This is a genomic window from Streptomyces sp. NPDC058678 (assembly GCF_042714835.1).
In the GTDB taxonomy this organism is placed as follows: domain Bacteria; phylum Actinomycetota; class Actinomycetes; order Streptomycetales; family Streptomycetaceae; genus Streptomyces.
Window position 1 is genome coordinate 70778 of record NZ_JBHXSG010000002.1, and the last position, 24541, is coordinate 95318.

Here is a 24541-nt window from a genome sequence, read left to right on the forward strand (position 1 = left end):
GGGAGGGATGAGAGATACGGAAGGTCACTTGAGTCCGGTGGTGGACATCCCGGCGACGAAGCCCCGCTGGGCGATGAGGAAGATCAGCAGAATCGGCACCACGTACATCACGGAGGCCGCGGCCTGGAGCTCGGGGACGGGCGTACCGCCCTCGTTGACGTAGGCGGTCATCACCGCGACGGCGAGCGTGGTGCGGTCGGTGGACAGCAGCAGCTGCGGGGCGATGTAGTCGCCCCAGCTCCAGGTGAAGGCGATGATGAAGCTCGCGGACAGCACGGGCCAGGACTGCGGCAGGAAGATCCGCCAGAAGACCGACGCGTAACCGCAGCCGTCGACGATCGCGGCCTCCTCCAGCTCGCGCGGCATGCCCGCGAAGAACTGCCGGAAGAGGAAGACCAGATACGGCGCCGCGGACAGGCCCCACAGCACCCACGGCCAGTACGTGTTGACCATGCCGACCTTGGCGAAGATCAGGTAGGTCGGCAGCAGGGTGACCATCTGCGGCAGCATCATCGAGCCGAGCAGGACACCGAACAGCACCTTCTTCCCGGGCGCGTCCAGCCGGGCGAAGCCGAAGCCGACCCAGGCCGAGCTGAGGGTGACGAGCGTGGCGTAGAGGAGGGCGATGATCAGGGAGTTGCGGGCGTAGCCGAGGAAGTCGATCTGGTGGAAGGCGTCGGCGAAGTTGTGCCACTGGAAGACGTCGGGCAGCCAGTGCACGGGCGAGGCCGCCAGTTCCCCCTGGGTCTTCAGGCCGGAGAGGATCAGCCAGCCGAAGGGGCCGAGGAACAGCCCGGTGACGGAGACGAGGACCGTGTAGAGGACGAGGCGCCTGGCGCGCACCCGCACGCGGACGTCGGTCGTGAACGGCTTGGGCGGCAGGCTGGTGGCGGTCACTTCTTCGCCTCCGGTTCGACGTTGTAGAACACCACGCCGGACGTGAACCTGAAGATGAGTCCGGTCACGACGAGGATCAGGACGAAGAGCACCCACAGCAGCGCGGAGGCGTAGCCGTAACGGCCGAGCGCGAAGTACTGCGCGAACACGTGCATCATGTAGAGGTAGTTGGACTGCGGGACCGTGGTGATGCCGCTCGTGTCGCCGAGGGGCGCCAGCAGCAGCGGCATGATGGTCTGCACCGAGGCGATCATCCCGGTGACCGTCTGGAAGAGCAGGACGGGTGACAGCAGCGGCACGGTGATGCTGCGGAAGGTGCGCCAGGTGCCGGCTCCGTCGATGCGGGCCGCCTCGTGGAGTTCGCGGGGTACGTCCTGGAGCCCGGCCAGCGAGATGATCATGACGTTTCCGGCCGCCCAGAGCACCGTCATCAGCAGTACGTAGCGGGCGTAGGGGTCGGCGAGCCAGCCGACGGCGTCGAAGCCGAAGAAGGTCAGGACACCATTGGAAGCGCCGGAGTTCTGGTCGAAGAGAAGCTTGAAGGCGAGGCCCGCGCCCACCGGCGGCACCACCGCGGGCAGATAGAGCAGGGTGCGGAACAGACCGCGCGCCTTGATCGGCCGGTTGACCAGGACGGCGAGCCCGAGTCCCGCGGTGATCGACAGCGGCACCGAGGTCACCGCGAACAGACCCGCGCGGCCGAGCGCGTCCCAGGTCACCGGATCGTTCAGCAGCTCGCGGTAGTTGCCGAGTCCGACGTACTTCCAGTTGGGCGAGATGCCGTCGAACGTGGTGAAGCTCAGCCACAGCGCGTACACCATCGGCGCCACGGTCAGCAGCAGGAACCCGATGATCCAGGGCGAGGTGAACATGTAGAACGCCCGGTGCCTGCGCGCGGTCATCGTGATCCGCGGCCGGCCGGCGGCCGGCGCGCGACCGGCGCTCGCGGCGGCATCGGGTCGGCCCGTGGCTGTGGACGTGATCTGATTCACCGTCATCCCACTTGCTCCTTACCGCGCTTCAGCTGCTCGTTGACGGACGAGTTGAGGCGTCCCGCGAGGGTGTCGACGGAGATCTGGCCGTTCATCGCGGCGGGGGCGATCTGGTTGAAGAGGGCGTCGAGTGCGTCCGCCCTGGTGTAAGGGGTGAAGGAGACCACCGAGAAGTGCTTCAGCTCGTTCTCCTGCACCTTCAGCACCCGCTTCTGGTAGTCCTCCTGGGCCGGCATCAGAGAACGCATCGACTTCAGGGTGGGGATGCCCCAGCCGCCGGCGGCGCGCGCCTTGGCGGGCTCCCCACCGAAGAACCATTCGAAGACGCGCCACGCGGCGTCCTTGTTCTTCGCCTTCCTCGGCATCCACAGGCCGGTTCCGCCCTGGCAGGCGCTGATTCGCACGCCGCCCGCGAAGAGCGGGGCGGGCGCCAGACTGGACACCTGTGCGAGCTTCTTGTCCGGGTAGATCATGCCGCCCAGCCAGTAGCCGGAGTTCGACATGGCCATCCGCCCGGCCTGGTAGGTGGGCCCGTCCCAGCCATTGGGGTCGGGCTGGACGAGGCTCGGCCCGACCCTGGTCCTGCAGTAGTCGATGTACCAGGCCAGGGCCTTGCGGGCCTCGGGGGTGGTGAAGTCGACCCGGGAGAAGTCGTCGTTGAAGAGGCTGCCTCCGGCGGACGCCGTCATGGTCGCCAGGAGCGTGGACCGGGTGAGGCCGCTGTAGCTGCCGCCGAAGACGGTGGTCTGGCCGCTCTTGCGCTGCACGAGACTCTTGGCGGTGTCCAGCCATTCCTCGTACGTGACCGGTTCGGTCTCCGGGGGGTGGTCGACACCGGCCTTGTCGAAGGCCGAAGTGTTGTACCAGTACATGGAGTCCTGGGAGAAGTCCTTCGCCATGCCGTAGCGCGGACCCTTGCCCTGAACCCGGCCGTCGTAGCGCCACAGGTCGTTGACGGGGTCCAGGTCGTCCAGCTCGAGGACGCCGCTCCGGGCGAAGTAGGGGTCCAGCTCCTCGGCCACGTCCCGCGCCGCGAAGTACGGCAGGTCCACGGCACCGACGCCGCGCACCAGGTCGGGCGGGTTGCCGCTGGTGAGCATCGCGATCAGCTTGGTGATGTCGTACTTCACCAGGACGATCTTGATGCCGAGCTCCTTCTTGGCCTGCCGCACCTGCTCCGGGGTGATGTCACCGGAGTTGACCATCACGGTGATGGTCTCTCCCGCCCCGCCGACCCCGGAGGACACCTGCAGGGCGCAGCCGCCGAGCGCAGCCGCGCCGGCCGCGGCGCCACCCGCGGAGAGGGCGAGAAATCGGCGGCGGCTCAGGGGGGCACCGGCATGTGGGCGCATGAACGCACCACCTCCTGCTCTGTCCGTTCGGGATTCGGCCGGGGCCGGCCAGGGATCGGCCGGGGAACGCCAGGGTCGACCAAGAGATCGCGGTAACCGTTTAGGCAACCGGTTGTCCAACGTTGGGGCAGAGCTTCTTCCTGTCCGGAAACGACGTCAAGAGTCTCGACCAACTTTCGAAAAGACTGTGTAACCTCGACGTCACGGGCCGACTGGTCGAACACGACTGGGGAACGCGGCCTGATCTGCGAAGGCGATCGGGAACAGGGCGAGTTCCTGGTCGGCATCAGCTAGGGAACCGGTTGCCGAGCCGCCGAGCCGAGAAGTCTCCCTGAAGCGCACCTCAGGCACCCGGCAGGCGTCGGAAGGCATCACCCAGGCGCAGTAAGCGATTTCGCGCCACCCCGGTCACTCCGGTCCAGCCACACCTGCCGAGGCGTTCCCCGCCACACCGTCCTGGCGATTGACCGCCCGTCGCCGCCAGATCTACGGTAGAAGACGCTTTCTGAAAAAGTTTCCACCCCCGTGCGTCAGGAGAGACATGCCCAGCCCGCAGCCACCCAGGGCCGTCTTCGCGATGGATCCGGTACACCTCCCCCTGCTGTTCCCCCCATCGCTCACGGCACGGCTGACGCAGGCGGCCGGACTCGACCCCGCACTCGTCGTGCGCGACTTCACCGATCCGACGTCGGCGCAGGCCCTGGCCCACGCCGAGGTACTGATCACCGGCTGGGGCTGCCCCCGCCTCGACGCCGACGTCCTCGCCGCCGCACCCCGGCTGCACACGGTCCTGCACGCCGCAGGCTCGGTCCGCTCCCTGGTCGGCGACGCGCTGTGGGAGCGCGGGATCACCGTCTCCAGCGCGGTGACCGCGAACGCCCTGCCGGTCGCGGAATACACCCTCGCGATGATCCTGCTCGCCGGGAAGGACACGTTCACCCACCGCGAGCGCTTCCGCGCCACCCACACCTACCCGACCCACACCGAGACCGCGCACACCGGCAACGTCGGCCGCCGCATCGGCGTCATCGGCGCCTCCCGGGTCGGCCGCCGGCTCCTCGAACTCCTACGGCCCTTCGACTTCTCGGTCCTGCTGCACGACCCGTACGTCAGCACCGCCGAGGCCGCCGCCCTCGGCGCCGAACTGCTGTCGCTCGAGGACCTGCTACGGCACAGCGACATCGTGTCCCTGCACGCCCCGGACATCCCCGAGACCTACCGCATGCTCGACGCCGGCCGGCTCGCCCTGATCAGGGACGGCGGCATCCTCATCAACACCTCCCGCGGCGCACTGATCGACCCCGACGCACTCACCGACGAGCTCGTCTCCGGCCGCCTGCACGCCATCCTCGACGTCACCGAACCCGAACCACTGCCCGCCGGCTCCCCCCTCTACCGACTGCCCAACGTCTTCCTCACCCCGCACATCGCCGGCTCGCTCGGCAACGAGCTGGAGAGACTGGGGCGGATCGTCGTGGAGGAGCTGGAACGGCTGGTGGCGGGGGCGCCGCTCACCCATGAGGTGCGGCGCTCGGACCTGGCCCGGGTTGCGTGAGCTGCGGCGGACGGCTCGGCCGCAGCAGGACGGCTCGGCCGCCTACGGAGCGCCGAAGCCGGTGTCGAGACCTCGACCGTGCTCAGCCCTTCGGGCCTCCGCGCTCCCCCACTCTCGGCTTCGCTCGAGCGGGAGGTACCCCCATGAGGTCTCGACACCGGCGCGCCCTTCGGCTCCCTCGCGGCCGGCGCGTGGTACCAGTGCCCTTGGTGGGCTCCTGCCGTTCGCCAGTCATTGGCTCCACACGCCCGGCGCCCAGAAAACTGACGGCACCCGGCAAAGCAGCGCTGCACACCGGACGGAAACCGGCTCTACCCGCCCCGCAGTCACCAGCTCCCCGCACCGGCGAAAACCGGCTCTCCACACCCCGCGGAAACCATGGGATACGGTTTCCGCACCGGCGTCGAGCCGGCCCCCGACCCTCCGCCCGGGAACCGGGCTTCCGGTCGTCCGACGAAGCAGTCGCAACGATGAAGGAGCCGCAACGGTGAGTCAGCGCAAGGCGGCCGGTGACGCCGGACGGGCCACCATTCGCGACGTCGCGGAGCAGGCGGGCGTCTCCGTCGCGAGCGTGTCGCGCGTGCTGTCGGGCAACTACCCGGTCTCGGAGGAGCTGCGCCGCCGGGTGATGAAGGTGGTCGGGGACCTGGACTACGTCACCAACGCGCACGCCCGCTCCCTCGCCGGGGGCGGTACGCCGACGGTCGCGATCCTCATCAACAACATCACCGGCGCCGCCTTCGCCCACGTGGCCAAGGGTGTCGAGGGGGCCGCCACCCTGCGCGGCTGGCTGTCCCTGGTGGGGACGACCGGCGACGACCCCGAGCGGGAACTCGCCCTGGTCAACCTCATGCGCCAGCAGGGTGTCGCCGCGGTGGTGCTGCTCGGCGGGGCGTACGACTACGACGAGTACCAGCTGCGCATGGCCCGCTTCGCCCGCTCCCTGGACGCGGCCGGCTCCCACCTGGTCCTGGTGGGCAGGCCGCCCCTGGAGGGCGACGTGCCGGCCACCACCGTCGACTACGACAACGAGGGCGGCGCCTATGCCATGGCCAGCCATCTGCTGTCGGCCGGCCACCGCAGGGTCCTGGTGCTGCCGGGTCATGCCGAGCTGACCACCGCGCAGGGCCGGTCGAGGGGCGCGCAGCGTGCCTTCGAGGCGTACGGCGTGGCGTTCGACCCGGACATGGTGCGGCACGGGCCGTACGACTACGAGCACGGGTACGAGGCCGTCGAGGACAGTCTGCGCGACGGGCTGGACTTCACCGCGGTGCTGGCCGGGACGGACGTGGTCGCCGCGGGTGCGATGCAGGCGCTGCGCGCGGCCGGTCTCAGGGTGCCGGAGGACGTCTCGATCGTCGGCTACGACGACATCCCGCTGGCGTCCCAGCTCACCCCTCAGCTCACCACCGTGCACGTGCCGTACGAGGAGATGGGCCGGGTCGCCCTGCGCGCGGTCGCCGACCGGCGTGAGGGTGGTGGAGGCCGCCGCAAGGGCAGTGACGGCGACCATCTGGTGCTGGGCACCCATGTGGTCGTACGGAACTCGGTGCGGCCGCCTGCCCGGGGCCGGTAACACCTCTCTTCAGGTCTGCTTCGACAGATCGTTTCGTAAACGTTTTCCCGAAGTTTTTGACAGGGGTCCGGGGGCGTGAGGGGCGCGGGACGCGCTCCGTCCGGATCTCGGCCGCAGTGCGTCTGACCTGCAATGTTCCGAGGTCGGGCGGCTGCGTCCGACGCACGCCGCACATAACGCCAGGGACAAACCGGCGTAACAAATTGCCGCGCACCTCTTGCTATCGGCAGGACCGCCGTCCTACGGTCCCAGCAACCGCTTACTACAGCTTCCGCTTGGCCGACCCCCCGCAACCGCGAGCCGATGGTTTCCGGCCGCCGTTCCCGGCCGACATCGAGGCGCCGTTCTCTCCCCTCCGAGTCGCCCTACTTTTCGAAGGAACACGGTCAGATGAACTTCACCAGCCCCCGGAGAAGGTTCGCCCGCGCAGCCGTGGCGGGACTCGCGTTGACAGGTCTGCTCTCCGCCTGCGGCGGATCGGACTCCGGTGACGCCAAGTCGTCCGGCCCGGTCACCCTCCCCTTCTGGGGCTGGGCGAACGGCCAGGAGGCCGTCGTGAAGGCGTTCAACGCCTCGCACAAGGACATCAAGCTCAAGTACACCAAGGTCACCGACCAGCTGACCATGCAGAAGCAGCTGACCAACGCGGTCAAGGCCGACAACGCACCGTGCCTGGTGCAGAACACCGCCGAGTACGTCACGAGCTGGGTATCGCAGGGCGCGCTCGCCGACATCACGAAGTACGTCGAGTCGAGCAAGGACGAGTTCAACGCCGGTTCGTGGGCGAGCGCGCAGGTGCAGGGAAAGATGTACGGCGTTCCCACCAGCTCCGCGCCGAACTTCACGATCTACCGCACCGACCTCTTCGAGAAGTACGGCCTCAAGGCCCCGACGACCTGGGACGAGTTCATCGCCGCCGGCAAGGAGCTGAAGAAGCACGGCGTCAAGATCACCAACTACGCCGGTGAGGACCCGAGCACCCTGGAGGTGCTGGCGATGCAGGCCGGGGCGCACTGGTACGCGATCGACGGCAACTCCTGGAAGGTGGACTTCCAGGACGCGGGCACGCTGAGGGCCGCCAAGGTGATCCAGGAGATCATCGACAACGACCTCAACTCCAAGCTGTCCTTCGCCGACTACGCGGCCGTGCAGCGCAACTACGACACCGGCGGCACCGCGACCCGGCAGATCTCCACCTGGCAGATGGCCGGCATGGTGCAGAACTTCACCAAGTCCTTCGGCAAGTGGGCCCTGTCGCCCTGGCCGGCGTTCACCGGCGAGGCCGCCAAGACCCCGGCCGGGACGAACCTGACCGGCAGCGTGACGCTGGTGACCAAGGGCTGTGCGCACCAGGAGCAGGCCGCCGAGGCGGCGCTGTGGATGTCGACGAACACCGACGCGGTGAAGACGATGGCGAGCCCGGAGACCGGCAACGGCGTGATGCCGGCCCTGAAGGACAGCGACACCTACGTCGGTGACGCGATCTCCGAGAAGCTGCTCGGCACGAACTACGAGCCGGCCAAGAAGACCGTCACCGACAGCCTCGGCACCATCACCACCGACTGGGTCTACGGCCCGAACTGGACCGCGATGTTCACCGAGATGCAGAGCGGCTGGGCGAAGGTGGTCAACAAGGAGGAGAAGGTCACCGACCTCCTGGCGCACATGCAGGAGTGGACGGTCAAGGACCTGAAGTCCCGCGGTATCAGCGTCAAGGGCTGAGGCATTCCACGATGATTCGCTCCCTGCGCTGGAAGGGTGCCGCCTTCACGGTGCCCTTCCAGCTCGGCTTCGTCTTCCTGTACCTGATTCCGATCGGGTACGCCGTCTACCAGTCCCTCTTCCGGGTCCAGCAGTCCGGGCTCGGGCTCGGCGGCTCGACGGAGGAGTTCGCCGGCCTCGACAACTACCAACAGGGCCTGACCGACTCGGCGTTCATGGGATCCGTACTGCGGGTGGTGCTGTTCGCCGTCGTGCAGATCCCGGTGATGCTGGTCATCAGCCTCGTCCTGGCGCTGTTCCTGGACGCCGTCACCTCGCGGGTGGCGAGCCGGTTCCGGATCGTACTGCTGGTGCCGTACATGATCCCCGGGGTGGTCGCCGCCCTCGTGTGGATCAACCTGTACAGCCCGGACGTCGGTCCGCTGACGCCGCTGGGCGAGGTGTTCGGCCTCGACTGGAACTTCTTCGCACCCTCGATGGTGTGGCCGTCCATCGGCAACCTGCTGACCTGGCACGGCATCGGCTACAACATGGTGATCATCTACTCGGCGCTCCAGGGCGTGCCGCGCGAGCTCTTCGAGGCCGCGCGGCTGGACGGTGCCTCCGAGCGGCGGATCGCCACGAGCATCAAGATCCCTTATGTGCGGGGTGCGTTGGTGCTGACCGGCATGCTGTCGGTCATCCAGATGCTGCAGATCTTCAATGAGCCGGCGCTGTTCAGGAACGTCACTCCGCAGACGGTCAGCGACAGCTTCACCCCGATCATGATCATCTACAACCAGGCGTTCAACGCGGGCAACTACCACTACGCCGCCGCCCTGTCGGTGCTGCTCGCCCTGATCCTCGGTGTCGCCTCCTTCCTGTTCTACCGGCTCACCTCGAAGGAGGCCGACTGATGCTGCTGACCGACAACGGTACGAAGCGGGCGAACTCCCGCACCGTCCGCCGCTTCACCGAGCCGGACCCGGCCGCGCGCGGTCGCGGCGGGCAGCGCTTCCTCCTGGTCGGGCTGACCCTGGCGAGCGTCTACAGCCTGTTCCCGGTGTGGTGGCTGATCGTCGCCGCCACCAAGGACCGGACGGGGCTGTACCAGTCGAACGGCCTGTGGTTCTCCGGCTGGCACCTGTGGGACAACCTGCATCAGCTGTTCACGTACGAGGACGGCATCTTCCTGCGCTGGACGGCCAACTCGTTCCTGTACGCGGGTGTCGGCTCCCTCGGCGGCACGCTGCTCGCCCTCGCCACGGGCTACGGCCTGGCCCGCTTCGACTTCCCCGGGCGCAGCCTGGTGTTCGCGTGCGTGGTCGGTTCGTTCCTGATCCCGATCGCACTGCTCACCCTGCCGCTGTACCTGCTGTTCTCGGAGATCGGCCTGGTCGACACGCCCTGGGCGATGCTGATCCCCTGCCTGATCAACCCGTTCAGCGTGTACCTCGCCAAGGTGTACACCGAGGCCACCATCCCCTTCGAGCTCCTCGAGGCGGCCCGCATCGACGGCGCCGGTGAGCTGCGGATCTTCTTCAGCATCGTGCTGCGGATGATGACGACCGGCGGCGCGACGGTGTTCCTGCTGGCCTTCGTGAACACCTGGAACGCCTTCTTCCTGCCGCTGACGGTACTGCGCGGCGAGGAGAACTGGACCCTCAACCTGGGCCTGTACAACTGGTCCGGCAAGCGCCTGGAGTCCGGCGTCGACCTGACCAGCCTGGTGCTGACCGGCGCGCTGCTGTCCATCGTCCCGATGGCGATCATGATGGTCGCGATGCGCCGCTACTGGCGGTCGGGCGTGACGCTGGGGGCCCTCAAGTGACCGTGACACAGGGAGCTTCGAAGTGACCCGACTGCACAATCCCGTCATCCGGGGTTTCGCCCCGGACCCGTCCCTGGTGCGGGTGGGCGACTGGTACTACGTGGCGACGAGTTCCTTCGAGTGGTTCCCGACGATCCCGATCCACCGCTCACGGGACCTCGCGCACTGGCAGTACGCCGGACATGTGCGGGGCGCGGCCCCCGGTGACTCGCTCGCGGGGATCCCGGACTCGGGCGGCATCTGGGCCCCGTCGCTGAGCTGGGACGGGGAGCGCTTCTGGATGGTCTACACGGTCGTACGCTCGGTGGGCACGCCCTACTTCGACCTGGACACCTACGTCTGCACGGCCACCGACGTGAGCGGGAAGTGGTCGGCGCCGCGCCGGATCGCGAGCCACGGCTTCGACCCCGCGCTCTTCCACCACGAGGGCCGGCTGTGGCTGCTGAACATGCAGAGCGACCACCGGCCGGGCGGCCGGCGCTTCGCCGGGATCGTACTGACGGAGCTGGACCGCGAGACCCTGAACCCCGTCGGCGACACCCATCTGCTGCTCCAGCACGAACGGCTCATCGAGGGGCCGAAGCTGCTGCACCGCGACGGCTGGTTCCACCTGGTGCTCGCGGAGGGCGGCACGGGCGTCGAGCACGGTGTGCTGATGGCACGCAGCCGCGCGATCACCGGGCCGTACGAGCTGGATCGGCAGCCCCTGCTGACCACGCGCGACGACGCCTCGGTGCCGTTGCAGAAGGCCGGGCACGCGGAGCTGGTGGAGACACCGGACGGCGAGTGGGTCATGAGCCACCTCACGGCCCGCCCGGTCCAGACGCCGGACGGCCCGCGCTGCACGCTCGGCCGGGAGACCGCGATCCAGCCGCTGACCTGGGACGAGGAGGGCTGGCCCAGGCTCCGGCACGGTGGCTGGCATCCGGCGGTCGAGGTCGACGTACCGACGAAGCGGCAGGAGCTTGGAGCGTCCGATTCCGAGGAGCCGTTGGGCTGGCCGTGGAGCACCCTGCGGGCCCCCGCCGACCCGTCCTGGGCCGACACCGGTGCCCGCCCCGGGTGGATCCGGCTGCGTGGCCGGCACGGTCCGGAGTCGTGGTGGGCGCACAGTCTGCTGGCCCAGCGGATCATCGAGCACCGCGCGGAGGCCGAGGTCACCGTCGAGGCACGGCCGCGCACCTTCACTCAGGCCGCCGGTCTGGTGCTCTGGTACAACACCGAGGCGTATCTCGCCCTCGACCTGACCTGGGCGGAGCCCGAGGGCGAGGGACAGCACGGCCAGCAGTGGCAGGGGGGCGGCCGTACGGTGCTCAGCCTCGTGGAGCGTGAGGAGGGCGGCACCCGGCAGGCCGCCGTCGTCGAGGTCGACGCGGCCGGTCCGGTCACGCTCGGCGTGACGGTCGACGGTGCCGAGGCGCGGTTCTGGTACCTCAGGGAAGGGGTGCGCACACCGGTCGGGCCGCCGTTGGACTTCGGCAAGCTGTCCGACGACCACGGGTCCAAGTTGCGTTTCACCGGGTCGCTGGCCGGCGTCCATGCCGTGGATCCGGTCGACGCGGCGTTCACGGCCGACTTCACCGGGTTCCGCCTGATCTGCTGGTAACCGCCCGCCCGGTGTTCGGAGTTTCGAAAGTGGGGGCCCGCCAAGACCTGCGAACTCCGGCCCCTTCCCGAGGTCCTGTGGCGAACCTAGGGTAGAGAGCGCTTACTATCCGTTCGGTCTCCCGACCGCGGAAGCAGCGCTGTCGAAACTTTTCATGGCCCTCGGGCGGGCCGGAGAGGTGGTTCCCGATGGTCCGTACCGAGAGCGCCGGTACGACGGCCGGGCCGACCCTTGCGGTCGTGGCCCGGGAAGCGGGGGTCTCCGTGCCCACCGCGTCCAAGGTGGTCAACGGCCGGGAGGACGTCGCCCCCGAAACCCGCCGTCGGGTCACGGAGGCGCTGGACCGGCTCGGTTACGTCCGCAGACCCCGCTTCGACGCGGCGAAGGCGTCGGGGCTGGTCGACCTGGTCGTGCACTCGCTGGAGAGCTCCTGGTCGGGGGCGGTGCTGCACGGGGTGGAGGCGGCGGCCCACGACGTGGGTCTCGAGGTGGTGGTGTCGGCCGGCCTGAACAGGACCCGCGGCGGCCGTCCGGAACGCGGCTGGCTCGACAAGCTCATCGCCCGCGGCTCGTCGGGGGTGCTGTTCAACCTGGCCGAGCTGAGCGACTCCCAGTACGCGTGGCTGGACCAGCACCGCATCCCGTACGTGATGATCGACCCGGTCCTCGAACCGCCGCCCGGCGTGGTGTCGGTGGGCGCGGCGAACTGGCACGGCGGGGTGACGGCGACCGAACACCTGCTGGCGCTCGGCCACGAGCGCATCGCCGTCGTCGCCGGCCACCAGCGCAAGATGTGCAGCAGCGCGCGGGTCGCCGGCTACCGCTCGGCGCTCGCCGCGGCGGGGGTGCGGCAGCGTCCCGAGTACGTCCGTCACGCCGGCTTCGACGAGAGCGTCGCCCACCGCCGGATGCGGGAACTCCTCGACCTGCCCGAGCCGCCCACGGCCGTCTTCGTCTGCTCCGACCGGATGGCCCTCGGGGTGTACGAGGCGCTGGCCGAACGGGAGTTGAGCGTGCCGGACGACATGAGCGTCGTCGGCTTCGACGACCTGCCCGAGGCCCGGTGGCTCACCCCGGCCCTCACCACGGTCCGCCAGCCGCTCTCCGAGATGGCGGCGACGGCACTGCGGCTTCTCGTGCGGATGATGGACGGGGACCGGCCGGAGAGTACCCGTACGGAACTGTCCACGCGGTTGGTGGAGCGGTCGAGCACGGCCCCGCCGCGCGCCCGGACCAGCGCATGACCGACCTGCTCCCGGTGTCTCCGCGGTAGCCGCACCTCACCGTCCTGCGCTGGACCGCGGCCGTCGTGGTCTTACGGGCCCACGTCGTCCCGGACGCCTGCATGAGCCACCCACCGCCGGATTCGCTCACTTTTGCTCATATACGGAGGGAGGGAACTGGCCGGGTCGGCGGGGCGTCGAAGGATGCGGCGGGGAGGGGCGCCGACGCTCGGGGGCGGGGCGGCGGCGAGCACTTGGGGGGCGACCATGACACGCTGGCGGCCGCTGCCGGATGCGCTGCCCAGGGAGGCACGGCACCTGGTCGAGCAACTGCGCGCGCTGAAGGACCGTACGGGCCTGAGCCTGGCCGAACTGGCCCTGCGGACTGCGTACAGCAAGTCGTCCTGGCAGCGGTATCTCAGCGGGGTCAAGCAGCCGCCCAGGGGGGCGGTCCAGGCGCTGTGCCGGGTCGCGGGAGCGGATCAGGCGCGGCTGCTGGCGTTGTGGGAGCTGGCCGACCCGACCTGGCCGCGCGGCGCGCCGGCGCCCGCGGTGCGGTGGGAGACCACAGCGCCACTGCCGCCCGGCGCCGAGTACCGGCGCTGGCGGACGGCGGCGCTGGTCGCGTTCGCCGTCATCGTGCTGCTGACGGCGGGACTGCTGTGGGCGCTGCCCTCGGGGAGCGGATGACCCCACGGCCACCCGCCCCCGGGCTCGGCCCTCTCAGCCGACCTTGTCGTAGTACGCGATCTTCCAGGATCCGGTGCCCTTGAGCTTCACCCGGTACTTGCCGCTGACCCTCTTGAAGGTGACGGTCCGGGCGCTGCCCCAGTACTGGACGGTGCCGCCCGCGGAGGGCCCGTTGAGCCGGTTCTGGGCGGACTGCCAGCAGTCGTCGGTGACGACGCCGTCGTCCTCCGGGATGCCGTAGTGGTTCTGCCACCACTGGGTGGCCGACTCGGTCTCCGGGCCGAACGAGCCGTCGATCTTGTTCCTCGTGAATGCGTGCCAGTCACCGTCCTCGTCCTCGTACATGGCGCCGTCCGCCCACAGGACGGTCTCCCACAGGGCCGTGGCGTTGCTCTGGGCGTAGTCGTCGACGCCGAGGTTCTCCTCGTCCTGCCAGTCGTCGTGGACGAAGCTGCTGCCGTCGACGCCGTGGTAGGCCGCGGCGTTCGCCGCCGGCGCCACGGCCGTCACGGCACCCCCGGCGACCAGCAACGCGGCCGACACCATCGCCACAGCCCGATTGCGCTTGCTCATACGGTCTTCCTTTCCGAACCGCCGACCCCCGTGGTTCCCCCTGGGGCGGCTCGCCTCGCTTGGCACGACACAGCGTCACGGTCACGGAGCGGCACGGCGAGGCCTGACGGCACACGTGGACCGGCAGGGGACGATCCACCCTGCGTACGGCGACGTCCCGACCCGAGGCGGGTCGTCCGGGGACCAGGTGGGACGGGCTGGGACGCGTTCCGCCTCCCTCAGCCCTCGTCCTGCCTCTCGCCCGGGGCCGGGTGGGGTTCTCCTTCACGGTGGACACACCTCGTGGCCCGGTGACGTTCGGCTGGCAGGCGCGCTCACGGCACTGTCCGCCGCGCGTCCGATTCCTTCAAGACCGGACCTCCCGCCCCCGCCTACGGTGGCCCCATGACTCCACGATTCGACGCGATCGGCCTGGTGGCCTCCGACATGGCCGCCTCCGTCGCCTTCTACCGCCGTCTGGGTCTCGTGTTCCCCGAGGGGGCCGAGAAGCAGCCGCATGCCGAGGCCGGCCTACCGGGCGGCCTGCGGCTGATGCTCGACAGTGAGGAGACCGTGCGCCTGATCCAGCCGGAGTGGCAGCCGCCGGCCGAGGGCGGGCGCATCTCGCTCGCGCTGCTGTGCGACAGTCCGGCCGAGGTCGACTCGGTGTACGCGGAGCTGGTGGGCGCCGGGTACCGCGGGGAGCTGAAGCCCTGGGACGCCGTGTGGGGACAGCGGTACGCGGTGGTGCTCGATCCGGACGGCAACGGGGTCGACCTGTTCGCCCCGCTACCCGGAGCGGCCCAGTAGTTCCGTCAGCGGAAGTCCCGCCAACTCCCTGACGTCCCTTGCCAGATGGGCCTGGTCCGCGAAACCGGACCGGGCCGCGGTCTCGGCGAAGGGTGCGCCGGAGCGGGCCAGGGCGAGGGCCCGCTGAAGTCGCAGGACCCGGGCCAGCGTCTTGGGGCCGTAGCCGAACGCGGTGAGGCAGCGGCGGTGCAACTGACGGGCCCCGACGCCGAGTTCGTCCGCGGTCGCGGCGACGGGGCGGCCCGCGTCGAGAGCGGCGACCACCTGTCGTAGCAGCGGCTCGGGGGGATCGGTCCCGGCGGCCCGTGCCAACGCCACCTGCTCCAGGCCGCTCGCCGGGTCGCCGGCCGCGTTCACCTGTGCGGTGACGCGCCGTACCTCCGCGGCCGGCCACAGGTCGGCCAGGTCCACCCGCCGGTCCCGCATCTCGTGCGCGGGCACGCCCAGCAGGGCGGGCGCGGTGCCCGGGTAGAAGCGGACGCCGGCCCAGGCGCTCGGCTGGCCCTCGGTGACGTACGCACGCGTGTCGGGCCCGGCGACCACCAGCCGCCCCTCGTGCCACAGCAGGTCCATGCAACCGTCGGGCAGGACCCGCCCGGCGCCGGACCCGGACGGGGTGTTCGTCCACACCACCGCCCCGGTCATCCGGGACGCCCGCTCCGCGTACACGTACGCCAGGCTACGCCGCCGGCAGGGCCTGCCGTGTGCCCGCCGGTTCCGGGTGCGCGGTGCGGAGGCCGGCGTTCCCGCCGGCCGTGCGACCTCGGCGACGTCGCCGAGTCCCGCGGGCAGACCCGGGGCCCACTGGCGCCGGCCTGGGTGTCGCGCGGCGGGCCGCCGTCCCGGACGGCGACCTTCGCGTGCCCGGCCGTGTCTCGGCCGGTCCCCACGACAGCCGTCCCTCCTCCCTGGCCGGCCGTCCCTACGCCACCCGCGTCCGATGCTCCTGCGGGCTCACCCCGTACACCCGCTTGAACGCGCTGGACAGGGCGAACGCGCTCCCGTACCCGATCTGGCGGGCGATCGCCTCCAGGGTGTCGTCGGTGTCGCGGAGGCGGTCCGCGGCGAGGGCGAGGCGCCAGCCGGTGAGGTACGTCATCGGGGGCTCGCCGACGAGTTCCGTGAAGCGGCGGGCCAGCGCGGCCCGGGACACCCCGGCCTTCGCGGCGAGCGAGGCCACCGTCCAGGGGTGGGCGGGGTCGTCCTGGAGCAGGCGGAGCACCCGGCCGACGACGGGGTCGGCGAGTGCCGCGTACCAGGCGGGCGGCGCCGCCTCCGGGCGGGCGAACCAGGCGCGGAGCGCGGCGATGACCAGCAGATCCAGGAGGCGGTCCAGGACGACCTCCTGGCCCGGTTCGTCGCGCACGACCTCCTCCATGAGGACGGGCGTGAGCGCGCACCGCCACATGTCGGACGTCAGGAAGAGCAGCGGCGGCAGCGCGTCCAGCAGCCGGCCGCTGATCTCGCCGTGGACCAGGTACGTCCCGATCAGCATCACCGTGGAGCCGTCGGGCCGGTCGCCCCAGCTGCGTACGCCGATGTCCATGGAGCCGTTGAGCGGGCGTCCGTCGGGGTAGCGGCACTCGGCGCCCGGCAGGATCAGGGCCTGGGGCGCGGTGTCGGGGTCGTCGGCGCAGGTGTACGGGTCGGGGCCGCGCGCGATGGCGAGCTCGCCGGCCCGCAGCAGCACCCGCTCCCCCGCGTCCGGCACGATCCAGGCCTCGCCGCGGACCATCAGCATCACGGTCAGCGGGGCCCTGTCCTCGATACGGACCGCCCACGGCGGATCGAAACACGCACGGATCATGAAGGCGCCCCGGGCGCGGGGGCCCTCCAGGAGGCCGGCAAGGGGGTCCCCCCGCGTGAGCGTATTCGAGCGTGGGGGCGCGTCCATGGCGCCAGCGTAGACGCCCGCGCATGGGAATGAGCCGTTCAGCGATGGGCTGTTGAAGCACGCGGCCGTTGACTGAAGGCATGACGGACAACGCAGCAAACACAGCGGACACGGCGAACATGACGGTGGTGGTGACCGGTGCCTCCGGGCGCACCGGGAGCCGGGTCGCCCGGGCCGCGCGGGCGGCCGGGCTGACGGTGCGGGCCGCGTCCCGCGCCCAGGGCTTCGACTGGGAGGACCCGGCGACGTGGGCGGACGCGCTCCGGGACGCGGACGCGGCGTACCTCGTGTACCCGTCCGACGTCGGCGCCCCCGCGGCGGCCGAGGGGATCGGCGCGCTCGCCCGGGAGGCGGTCGGTCTCGGCGTACGACGGCTGGTGCTGCTGTCGGCGCGCGGCGAGGAGCAGGCGCTGCCGGCCGAGGCGGCGCTGACGTCGTCGGGCGCGGACTGGACGGTCGTACGGGCTTCGTGGTTCGCGCAGAACTTCAGCGAGGGTCCGCTGGTGGAGGGCCTGCGCCACGGCGAGCTGGTGTTCCCGGCCGGCGAGGTGCGGGAGCCGTTCGTCGACCTGCGGGACGTCGGGGAGGTCGTCGCGGCGGTGCTGACGTCCGGGGAGCGGTACGTGGGGCGGACGCTGGAGCTGACCGGGCCGCGACTGCTGACCTGGCGGGAGGCGGTCGCGGAGATCTCGGAGGCGACCGGCGTCAAGGTGACGTACACGCCGGTTCCGGTGCGGGCGTACGGGGAGACGCTGGCGGGGTTCGGGGTGCCGCCGGAGGACGTGGAATTGCTGATCGAGGTGTTCGAGGGGCTGATGGACGGGCGTAACGCTCGGCTGACCGAGGACGTGCGGCAGGTGCTCGGGCGGGAGGCGCGGGACTTCGGGGAGTTCGTGCGGGAGGCCGCGTCGGCGGGGGCGTGGGACGTGTAGCGGGGAGCGCCGCAGGGATGCGGGAGCTTGTCGGCTTCGGGTCGGTTGTCGCTGGTCGCGGGGTTCCCCGCGCCCCTCCGGGGCAGACCGCCGGCCCACGTCTTCTAGGAATCCTCCGGCTTGTGCGGGGAGTGGGGGTGGGTGCTCTTCACGTGGGTGCGCAGGCGGGACGTCACGTCCTCCGGGGGCAGGAAGCGCGACCAGCGCTCCGGGAACTCGGAGGGCATGTCGGGGTCGTCCGGGTCGTCCGGGACCGAAGCGCGGGCCGCGGTGGCGCGGGCGACGTACTCGGCGACCTGCGCCTCGCGCAGCCGTTCGTTGGCGGCGCGGGCCGCGGCCGTCGCGGCGGCCGGCCAGACCCGGTCGATCGCGGCGTTGACCGCCGCGCCGACGAGGACGGCGAACGCGGACACGCCGATCCACAGCAGCACGGCCACGGGGGCGGCCAGGGAGCCGTAGATGGTGGGGCCCTCGACGGTGTTGGTCAGGTAGATGCGCAGCAGGAAGCTGCCGAGGACCCACATGCCGAGGGCCACCAGGGCGCCGGGCACGTCCTCGATCCACGGGGAGCGGACGGGGACGGACACGTGGTAGAGCGTCGTCAGGAAGACGATGGACAGCACGATGACGACGGGCCAGTAGAGCACCTGTACGACGGTCTCGGACCACGGCACGATGTTCACCACCGCGTCCGGCCCGGCCACCATCAGCGGCAGCGCGACCGAGCCGATCAGCAGGGCCACGATGAACAGCAGGAAGGCCATCAGGCGGGTCTTGACGATGCCGCGGACGCCGTCGAGGCCGTACATCACGGTGATGGTGTCGATGAAGACGTTCACCGCGCGGGAGCCCGACCACAGGGCGAACAGGAAGCCGATGGAGATGACGTCGGGCCGGCCGCCCTTCATCACGTCGTGCAGGATCGGCTGGGCGATCTCGGTGACGCCCTTGTCGGACAGGATCGTGCGCGAGGCCTCGAGGAGGTTGGTCTCCAGGCTCGCGATGGTGTCGGCGCCGGTCCAGTCGTCGACGTAGCCGAGGAGCCCGATCATGCTCAGCAGCAGCGGCGGCACGGACAGCAGCGTGAAGAACGCCGCCTCGGCCGCGAGGCCCAGGATGCGGTACTCCATGCACGAGTTGACCGTGTCCTTGATCAACAGCCAGGCGGTCCTGCGCTTCGAGACGTTCCGATAGAGGGCACGCGCCCGGTGGAGGCGGCCGGCGGGCGGCTGAGGGGATTCACTTGCTGGCTGCACGAACCAAAGGTATCCGTCGTGCCTGGTTGTGCTCATCCCCCCGGGGCTTCGGCTCGCGGTGATGCGGCAGGTCCACGCCCCCGGGCCCGGGGACCGGCTGCCTCGGCGGTGTGATGACGTCCGCCGTGCGGGTAGGTTCGCTCCATGGCAGGCAGCACCCACACCGTGACCAACCAGCCGCCGCCGTTGGCCGGGTACGACGCGTTCACCGCCGACCGCGCCCTGACGGCGGCGGTGGACCGGCACACCGCTCCGGATCTGCTCGACGAGGTGCGCGGTGAGCTCGCGGCGCTCGGCCGGGCCTGCGGCTCGGCGCAGGTGCAGGAGTGGGGGGCGCAGGCGAACGAGCATCCCCCGGGACTGCGCACCCACGACCGCTACGGGCAGCGCGTCGACGAGGTCGACTTCCATCCGGCCTGGCACCGGCTGCTCGGCAAGGGCGTCTCGGCGGGCCTGACCGCGGCCTGGTCCCGGCCCGGCGGGCACGTGCGGCGCGCGGCCGCCTTCCTGGTGTGGACGCAGGTCGACGCCGGCAACCTCTGCCCGCTGTCCATGACGCACGCGGCGGTGCCCGCGCTGCGCACGGATCCCGCTCTCGCCGCGGTATGGGAGCCCCGGCTGACGTCGATGGTCTACGACCGGGAGCTGCGGCCTGCCCGGCTCAAGGCCGGGGCGCTGTTCGGGATGGGCATGACGGAGAAGCAGGGCGGCAGTGACGTCCGGGCCAACACGACGGCCGCCACGCCCCTCGCCGAGGACGGGACGTACCGGCTGACCGGGCACAAGTGGTTCTGCTCGGCGCCGATGTCGGACGGGTTCCTGGTGCTCGCGCAGGCTTCGCAGGGGCTGACGTGTTTCCTGGTGCCACGGGTGCTGGAGGACGGCACCCGCAACGTCTTCATGATCCAGCGCCTCAAGGACAAGCTGGGCAACCGGTCGAACGCGTCCGCCGAGGTCGAGTTCGACGGGACGTGGGCCCGTCGGGTCGGCGAGGAGGGGCGCGGGGTGCGCACCATCATCGAGATGGTGGCGGCGACCCGGCTCGACTGCGTCCTCGGCTCGGCGGGACTGATGCGGCAGGCCGTCGCGCAGGCGGTGCACCACTGCACGCACCGCGAGGTCTTCGGCGGCAAGCTCGTCGACAAGCCGCTGATGCGCAACGTCCTGGCCGACCTCGCCCTGGAGTCCGAGGCGGCGACCACGCTCGCGCTGCGGCTCGCGGCGGCCTACGACGACGGCGGCGAGCAGGAGCGGGCGTTGCTCAGGATCGCGGTGCCGGCCGCCAAGTACTGGGTGACCAAGAGGTGTTCGCCGGTGACGGTCGAGGCGTCCGAGTGCCTGGGCGGCAACGGGTACGTCGAGGAGTCGCAGATGCCGCGGCTGGTACGCGAGTCGCCGCTCAACTCGATCTGGGAGGGGGCCGGGAACGTCCAGGCCCTCGACGTGCTGCGCGCGCTGCAACGCGAGCCGTCGGCGCTGAACGCCTACCTCCAGGAAGTCGGCAAGGCGCGCGGCGCCGACCACCGTCTGGACGCGGCGATCAAGGACCTGCTGACCGAACTCGCCGATCTGGAGGGTGTCGAGGCCCGGGCCCGACGGCTGACCGAGCGGCTCGCACTGGTGCTCCAGGGGTCACTGCTCGTGCGGTACGCGCCGCCGGAGGTCGCCGACCTGTTCTGCGCGTCCCGCCTGGGCGGCGACGCGGGCGCGGCCTTCGGAACGCTGCCGCACAGTCTGGATCTGGCGTCGGTGGTGGAGCGGGCCCGGCCCGAGGCCTGACCGGCGCCGGTCGGTGGCAGCCGCGGGGCCTGTTCGGCGTACGTCCGTCCGCGCACGGCGCGGGGGTGGTGCTGCGCCGACACGGCACCACCCCCGCCACTGGCCCGTTGGAGCCACGTGCGCCGCACTGGGCGGCGTCGCTCAAGTTTCGAGCACGGCAGGGCAGTCCACCAGGGTTGCAGAGGGTTGCAACTTGTCGGCGTCTGTGTGCGGACTGTGTCCCTCCGACTCGGGCAGGCGGCACTATGAGACGGACAGTCAGGACGGACTTCGGGACCGTGGCCGGAAAACCACTGCGAACCGGTTGTCCCGAGCCCTTTTTCGGGGAGGTCCCGTGGCACTCTCGCCGGCCGACGTGACGCAGCTGGCCGCCGTGGACTCGGCGCGTGCGGCGCGGGTACTCAGCGAGGTCCGCTCGGCCACGCTCTCCGGGCAGCGCGCGCCGGTCGCGCCCCGGCCGGTGATCGAGCAGTCCTGGGAGCGCATGCTGCGCGGCGGCGTCGATCCCGAGCACGGCTTCCGGTCGGGGCTGCTGTCCCGCGAGGAGGTCGAGCGGCGCCGGGAGACGACGACCCTCAAGCACGTGCTGCCGGTGCTGCGGGAGGGGCTGTTGTCGGTCGCGGACGTCGCCCACCACATCATGGTGGTCGCCGACGAGCAGAGCCGCGTGCTGTGGCGCGAGGGCAGTTCGCCCGTGCTGCGCAAGGCCGACGGGCTCGGCTTCGAACTCGGCGCCGACTGGCGGGAGGACGTCGTCGGCACCAACGGCGTGGGCACCCCGGCCGTCGTACGGCGTCCCGTGCAGGTTTTCGCCTCCGAGCACTTCGTACGCTCGCACGCCGGCTGGACCTGTACCGGCGCGCCCATCACGGATCCGCGGGACGGCCGGCCGATCGGCGTGGTGGACGTGAGCGGGCCGCTGGAGACGATGCACCCGGCCACGCTCGCCTGGGTCGACTCGGTGGCCAAGCTCGCCGAGGCGCGGCTGCGTGAGCTGCACGTGGCCTCGCTGGAGCAACTGCGGGCGGTGGCCGCGCCGGTGCTGGCCCGCCTCGCCGGACGGGCCGTGGTGGTGGACCGGAACGGCTGGACCGCGGCGGTGACCGGGATGCCGTACACGAACCGGATCGCGCTGCCCAAGTCGCTGTCACCGGGCCGTCGGTGGCTGCCGTCGCTCGGGTTGTGCGCGCTGGAACCGCTGCCGGGCGGCTGGCTGGTCCGGGCCGCCGACGAGCCGGTGCCGCGGGGCGCCACCCGGATCGTGCTGGATCTGACGCAGTCGCGCCGCTGGTGGGTGACGGCGTCGGGCCCGGCGGGTTCCTGGAGTCATGAACTGAGCCCCCGGCATGCCGAGTTGCTCTATCTGCTGGCCCTGCACCGCACCGGCCGCAGTGCGGCGGGGCTGGCCGAGGACCTGTTCGGCGATCCGGGTCGTACGGTGACCGTGCGGGCCGAGATGTCCCGGGTACGGCGGTATCTCGGAGGACTCCTGGAACACCGCCCGTATCGGTTCTGTGAGGACGCCGAGGTCGAGGTGCTCCTCCCGGCCGACCGGCACGACCTGCTGCCCTGCTCGACCGCGCCGACGGTGGTCGCGGCACGGGCGGCCGCCGAGGCGGACTGAGCCGCTCACGGCCCGCCGGAGCAACCGTTTTGACCGGTCTGAGCACCCTCGGAGTACATCTTCCGCATAATTGCAGGTTCTTCGTCCGCCACCTCCCCTCACTGCCGTAGCATCCCTCTACGGGTCACCCCACCTGCTCCTCGATCAACGTACGGATCATCAGGCGCAGTTGGCCCGCCCTCGGGAGGACGAATGAAGCAACGCGGGAGACACCGTCGCCGCAGGCGGGGCAGGGCGCTGCGCGCCTTTCTCGCCGGGACCGCCCTCGCCCTGACCGGCGCCGCCACGCTGATAAGCGCCTCGCAGGCCACGGACAGCGAGGACCCGGGCGCGCTGAAGCCGATCACCTCGTCCGAGCGGATCGCCTCCCTGCGGCTCCAGGAACAGCAGGTGCCCGAGGCCACGCTCGACCGCCTCGCCTCGTCGATGGGCCGGCCCGTCGGTGTCGGCGCGGTCCTCGAGGAAGCCGACCACCGTCTGCGTGCCGCCGCCGACTGCCCGGCCGAGGACCGCAAGGCGCTGCCCGTCGAACCGGTGGCCACCCGCGCCCAGTGCTGGAGCGCCGCCGACACCCGCTCCTGGCAGCCCGGGGCGGTCACCACCTCAGGCGACGCGGACGACGACGGCCTCTGGGGCCAGAACCGCGTGATCCTCTCCGGCTGGTCGCAGAACGCCACGGCGTCCGGCCACGGCCTCGCCCGGGTCGCCTTCGTGGACGCGAACGACCTGGACCGCCTCACCTACACCTGGGTGCTGCTCACCGTCCCGGTCGACGGCGGGCGCGACTACCGGGCCCTCGACTCCGACGTCTCCGGCATGGTCTGGTACCAGGACAAGCTGCTGGTCACCGCCGCCGACGGTCTGTACGCGTACGACATGAACCGCGTCCAGCGCGCGACCGTGGACAGCACGGCGGTCGGCCGGGTGCGGGGCGGCTGGTCGGCGCACGGCGCCCGGTTCGTCCTGCCCGCCGTCGGCTCGTACCGTCCCAGCGGCACCGGCACCGAGGCCCCCGCCGGGGGCCTGTCCCTCGACCGCAGCACGTCGCCCGACAGTCTGGTCGCGAGCGAACGGACCTCGGCGGACGGCGACGGGCCCGCGCTTCTGTGGCGCTACTCCTTCGCCACGGACCCGGCCCGGTCCGGCCTCCTGGCCACCGACTTCGCCGACCGCGCGGACGCCACTCAGGCGTACGAGACGAAGGCGGCCGACGTCCGGGGCGTGCTGTCGTACCGCTCCGACTGGTATCTGAGCCGCGCCTCGGACGCGCCGGACGGGCATGGCACGCTGTGGCGGCAGGACGCCGACCGCGCGCAGGCCACCCGGTGCGGGTCCGACGACACCCAGCACTGCTGGAGCACGCGCACGCCGTCCCTCTCGTACTGGGAGGCGACCGGCGAGGTCTGGTCGCAGTCGGGCCGGATGCTGTTCTCGCTGCCGCTCACCTCGATCGACAGATCACTGGGGTAGATGGTTCCCTGGCCGTCATGACCAACATCCCCGTGACCACCTGGTCCCTGGAGCAGACCGCCCCGACCGACCTCCTCCCGGCCGCCGCGCCGGAGGGGGACGTGCGGATCGTGCGCTCCGAGGTCCCCTCGCCCGAGTTCAGCCGCTTCCTGTACGCGTCCGTCGGCGGGGACATCCGATGGATCGACCGGCTGGGCTGGACGTACGCGCGGTGGCAGGAGCACCTGGGCCGGCCGGGCGTGGAGACCTGGGTCGCCTACGACCAGGGGACGCCGGCCGGGTACGTGGAGCTGGAGCCGCAGGACGACGGGGTCGTGGAGATCGCCTACTTCGGCCTGGTTCCGGCCTTCCGCGGGCGGCGGATCGGCGGGCACCTGCTGTCGCGGGGCGTCGCCCGCGCCTGGGATCTCTCGGACCGCTGGCCGGGCCTGGCCGCGACCAAGCGGGTGTGGCTGCATACGTGCAGCCTCGACGGGGAGCACGCGATGGCCAACTATCAGCGCCGGGGCTTCCAGCTGTTCGACACCAAGGTCGAGGAGCAGCCCGAGGTGGCCGCCCCGGGCCCCTGGCCGGGCGCCTACCCCGCCTGACCTGCGGCGACAAGGGCCTGTTCGGTCCGTGTGACTGAGAACACCCTCGTCTCACTCTTCGGGACAAGGGTGTCCACATGACGGACGAAGCTGGACTCTGTCCAGATCGCCATGACACGCTTCCGTCATGTCTGGAACTGGAATTGCCTTGGTGAGTCGGCGGCACGTCGACCTCGGCCGCATGTCCAGCGCCATCTGTCCGGTGCGCTGA

The 24541-nt window shown here is 71.0% G+C and carries 22 protein-coding genes; 15 read left to right on the forward strand and 7 right to left on the reverse strand.

All coding sequences use genetic code 11. The annotated features are described in order from the left end of the window. Positions 1–24 precede the first annotated feature (24 nt). Genes ACFWWR_RS03060 through ACFWWR_RS03070 form a run of 3 tightly spaced genes read right to left on the reverse strand, consistent with a single transcriptional unit; the run spans position 25 to position 3241 of the window. Positions 25–897: a carbohydrate ABC transporter permease gene (locus tag ACFWWR_RS03060; protein ID WP_383857072.1), complete on the reverse strand. Its 873-nt coding sequence runs from the start codon at positions 895–897 to the stop codon at positions 25–27. Then, a complete protein-coding gene (locus ACFWWR_RS03065) occupies positions 894–1895 on the reverse strand; it encodes a carbohydrate ABC transporter permease (protein ID WP_384301656.1) in 1002 nt (333 codons plus the stop codon). Before ACFWWR_RS03065 ends, ACFWWR_RS03060 begins: the two co-directional genes overlap by 4 nt. After that, positions 1892–3241, reverse strand: coding sequence for an extracellular solute-binding protein (locus tag ACFWWR_RS03070; protein WP_383857078.1), 1350 nt, complete (start codon positions 3239–3241; stop codon positions 1892–1894). The genes ACFWWR_RS03065 and ACFWWR_RS03070 overlap by 4 nt, the downstream gene beginning before the upstream one ends. A gap of 541 nt (positions 3242–3782) precedes the next feature. Between ACFWWR_RS03070 and ACFWWR_RS03075 the strand changes: the two genes are divergently transcribed. From ACFWWR_RS03075 to ACFWWR_RS03110, 8 genes are all read left to right on the forward strand, one after another. Further along, on the forward strand, positions 3783–4796 hold the full coding sequence (locus ACFWWR_RS03075; RefSeq protein WP_383857080.1) for a hydroxyacid dehydrogenase: 1014 nt from the start codon (positions 3783–3785) through the stop codon (positions 4794–4796). 487 nt (positions 4797–5283) lie between these two features. After that, on the forward strand, positions 5284–6372 hold the full coding sequence (locus tag ACFWWR_RS03080) for a LacI family DNA-binding transcriptional regulator (protein WP_383857083.1): 1089 nt from the start codon (positions 5284–5286) through the stop codon (positions 6370–6372). Positions 6373–6762: 390 nt separating this feature from the next. Further along, positions 6763–8094, forward strand: coding sequence for an ABC transporter substrate-binding protein (locus ACFWWR_RS03085; RefSeq protein ID WP_384301658.1), 1332 nt, complete (start codon positions 6763–6765; stop codon positions 8092–8094). An 11-nt stretch (positions 8095–8105) separates the two neighbouring features. After that, a complete protein-coding gene (locus tag ACFWWR_RS03090) occupies positions 8106–8990 on the forward strand; it encodes a carbohydrate ABC transporter permease (protein WP_383857089.1) in 885 nt (294 codons plus the stop codon). Further along, entirely contained in the window at positions 8990–9904 is a 915-nt protein-coding gene (locus ACFWWR_RS03095) for a carbohydrate ABC transporter permease (RefSeq protein ID WP_383857092.1), read from the forward strand. The genes ACFWWR_RS03090 and ACFWWR_RS03095 overlap by 1 nt, the downstream gene beginning before the upstream one ends. Before the next feature lie 22 nt (positions 9905–9926). Then, positions 9927–11510: a family 43 glycosylhydrolase gene (locus ACFWWR_RS03100; protein WP_384301660.1), complete on the forward strand. Its 1584-nt coding sequence runs from the start codon at positions 9927–9929 to the stop codon at positions 11508–11510. 188 nt (positions 11511–11698) lie between these two features. After that, positions 11699–12754: a LacI family DNA-binding transcriptional regulator gene (locus ACFWWR_RS03105; RefSeq protein ID WP_383857097.1), complete on the forward strand. Its 1056-nt coding sequence runs from the start codon at positions 11699–11701 to the stop codon at positions 12752–12754. Between the two features lie 246 nt (positions 12755–13000). Next, positions 13001–13423, forward strand: a complete 423-nt coding sequence (locus ACFWWR_RS03110; RefSeq protein WP_383857100.1) for a helix-turn-helix domain-containing protein — start codon at positions 13001–13003, stop codon at positions 13421–13423. 33 nt (positions 13424–13456) lie between these two features. Here ACFWWR_RS03110 and ACFWWR_RS03115 read toward each other — a convergent pair whose 3' ends face one another. Then, positions 13457–13996 carry a peptidoglycan-binding protein gene (locus tag ACFWWR_RS03115; RefSeq protein ID WP_383857103.1) on the reverse strand — a complete coding sequence of 180 codons (540 nt, stop codon included), beginning with the start codon at positions 13994–13996 and terminating at the stop codon, positions 13457–13459. A gap of 384 nt (positions 13997–14380) precedes the next feature. Here ACFWWR_RS03115 and ACFWWR_RS03120 point away from each other — a divergent pair, with 384 nt between their 5' ends. Beyond that, positions 14381–14785: a VOC family protein gene (locus ACFWWR_RS03120; protein ID WP_383857106.1), complete on the forward strand. Its 405-nt coding sequence runs from the start codon at positions 14381–14383 to the stop codon at positions 14783–14785. On the opposite strand, the gene ACFWWR_RS03125 is transcribed toward ACFWWR_RS03120, so the two are convergent. Next, entirely contained in the window at positions 14765–15454 is a 690-nt protein-coding gene (locus tag ACFWWR_RS03125) for a helix-turn-helix domain-containing protein (RefSeq protein WP_383857108.1), read from the reverse strand. The genes ACFWWR_RS03120 and ACFWWR_RS03125 overlap by 21 nt on opposite strands. 253 nt (positions 15455–15707) lie before the next feature. After that, positions 15708–16679: an AraC family transcriptional regulator gene (locus tag ACFWWR_RS03130; RefSeq protein WP_383857111.1), complete on the reverse strand. Its 972-nt coding sequence runs from the start codon at positions 16677–16679 to the stop codon at positions 15708–15710. Between the two features lie 80 nt (positions 16680–16759). Between ACFWWR_RS03130 and ACFWWR_RS03135 the strand changes: the two genes are divergently transcribed. Continuing rightward, a complete protein-coding gene (locus ACFWWR_RS03135) occupies positions 16760–17611 on the forward strand; it encodes an NmrA family NAD(P)-binding protein (RefSeq protein WP_384301662.1) in 852 nt (283 codons plus the stop codon). Between the two features lie 104 nt (positions 17612–17715). On the opposite strand, the gene ACFWWR_RS03140 is transcribed toward ACFWWR_RS03135, so the two are convergent. After that, the gene (locus ACFWWR_RS03140; protein WP_383857117.1) at positions 17716–18867 is read right to left on the reverse strand and encodes a YihY/virulence factor BrkB family protein; all 1152 of its coding nucleotides are present in this window, start codon (positions 18865–18867) and stop codon (positions 17716–17718) included. 144 nt (positions 18868–19011) lie between these two features. Here ACFWWR_RS03140 and ACFWWR_RS03145 point away from each other — a divergent pair, with 144 nt between their 5' ends. From ACFWWR_RS03145 to ACFWWR_RS03165, 5 genes are all read left to right on the forward strand, one after another. Then, the gene (locus tag ACFWWR_RS03145) at positions 19012–20646 is read left to right on the forward strand and encodes an acyl-CoA dehydrogenase family protein (RefSeq protein WP_384301664.1); all 1635 of its coding nucleotides are present in this window, start codon (positions 19012–19014) and stop codon (positions 20644–20646) included. Between the two features lie 334 nt (positions 20647–20980). Then, entirely contained in the window at positions 20981–22270 is a 1290-nt protein-coding gene (locus ACFWWR_RS03150; protein ID WP_384301666.1) for a GAF domain-containing protein, read from the forward strand. A 192-nt stretch (positions 22271–22462) separates the two neighbouring features. After that, positions 22463–23740: a hypothetical protein gene (locus tag ACFWWR_RS03155; protein ID WP_384301668.1), complete on the forward strand. Its 1278-nt coding sequence runs from the start codon at positions 22463–22465 to the stop codon at positions 23738–23740. Between the two features lie 17 nt (positions 23741–23757). Then, positions 23758–24330 carry a GNAT family N-acetyltransferase gene (locus ACFWWR_RS03160; RefSeq protein WP_384301670.1) on the forward strand — a complete coding sequence of 191 codons (573 nt, stop codon included), beginning with the start codon at positions 23758–23760 and terminating at the stop codon, positions 24328–24330. Between the two features lie 127 nt (positions 24331–24457). After that, positions 24458–24541, forward strand: coding sequence for a putative leader peptide (locus tag ACFWWR_RS03165; protein ID WP_349817346.1), 84 nt, complete (start codon positions 24458–24460; stop codon positions 24539–24541).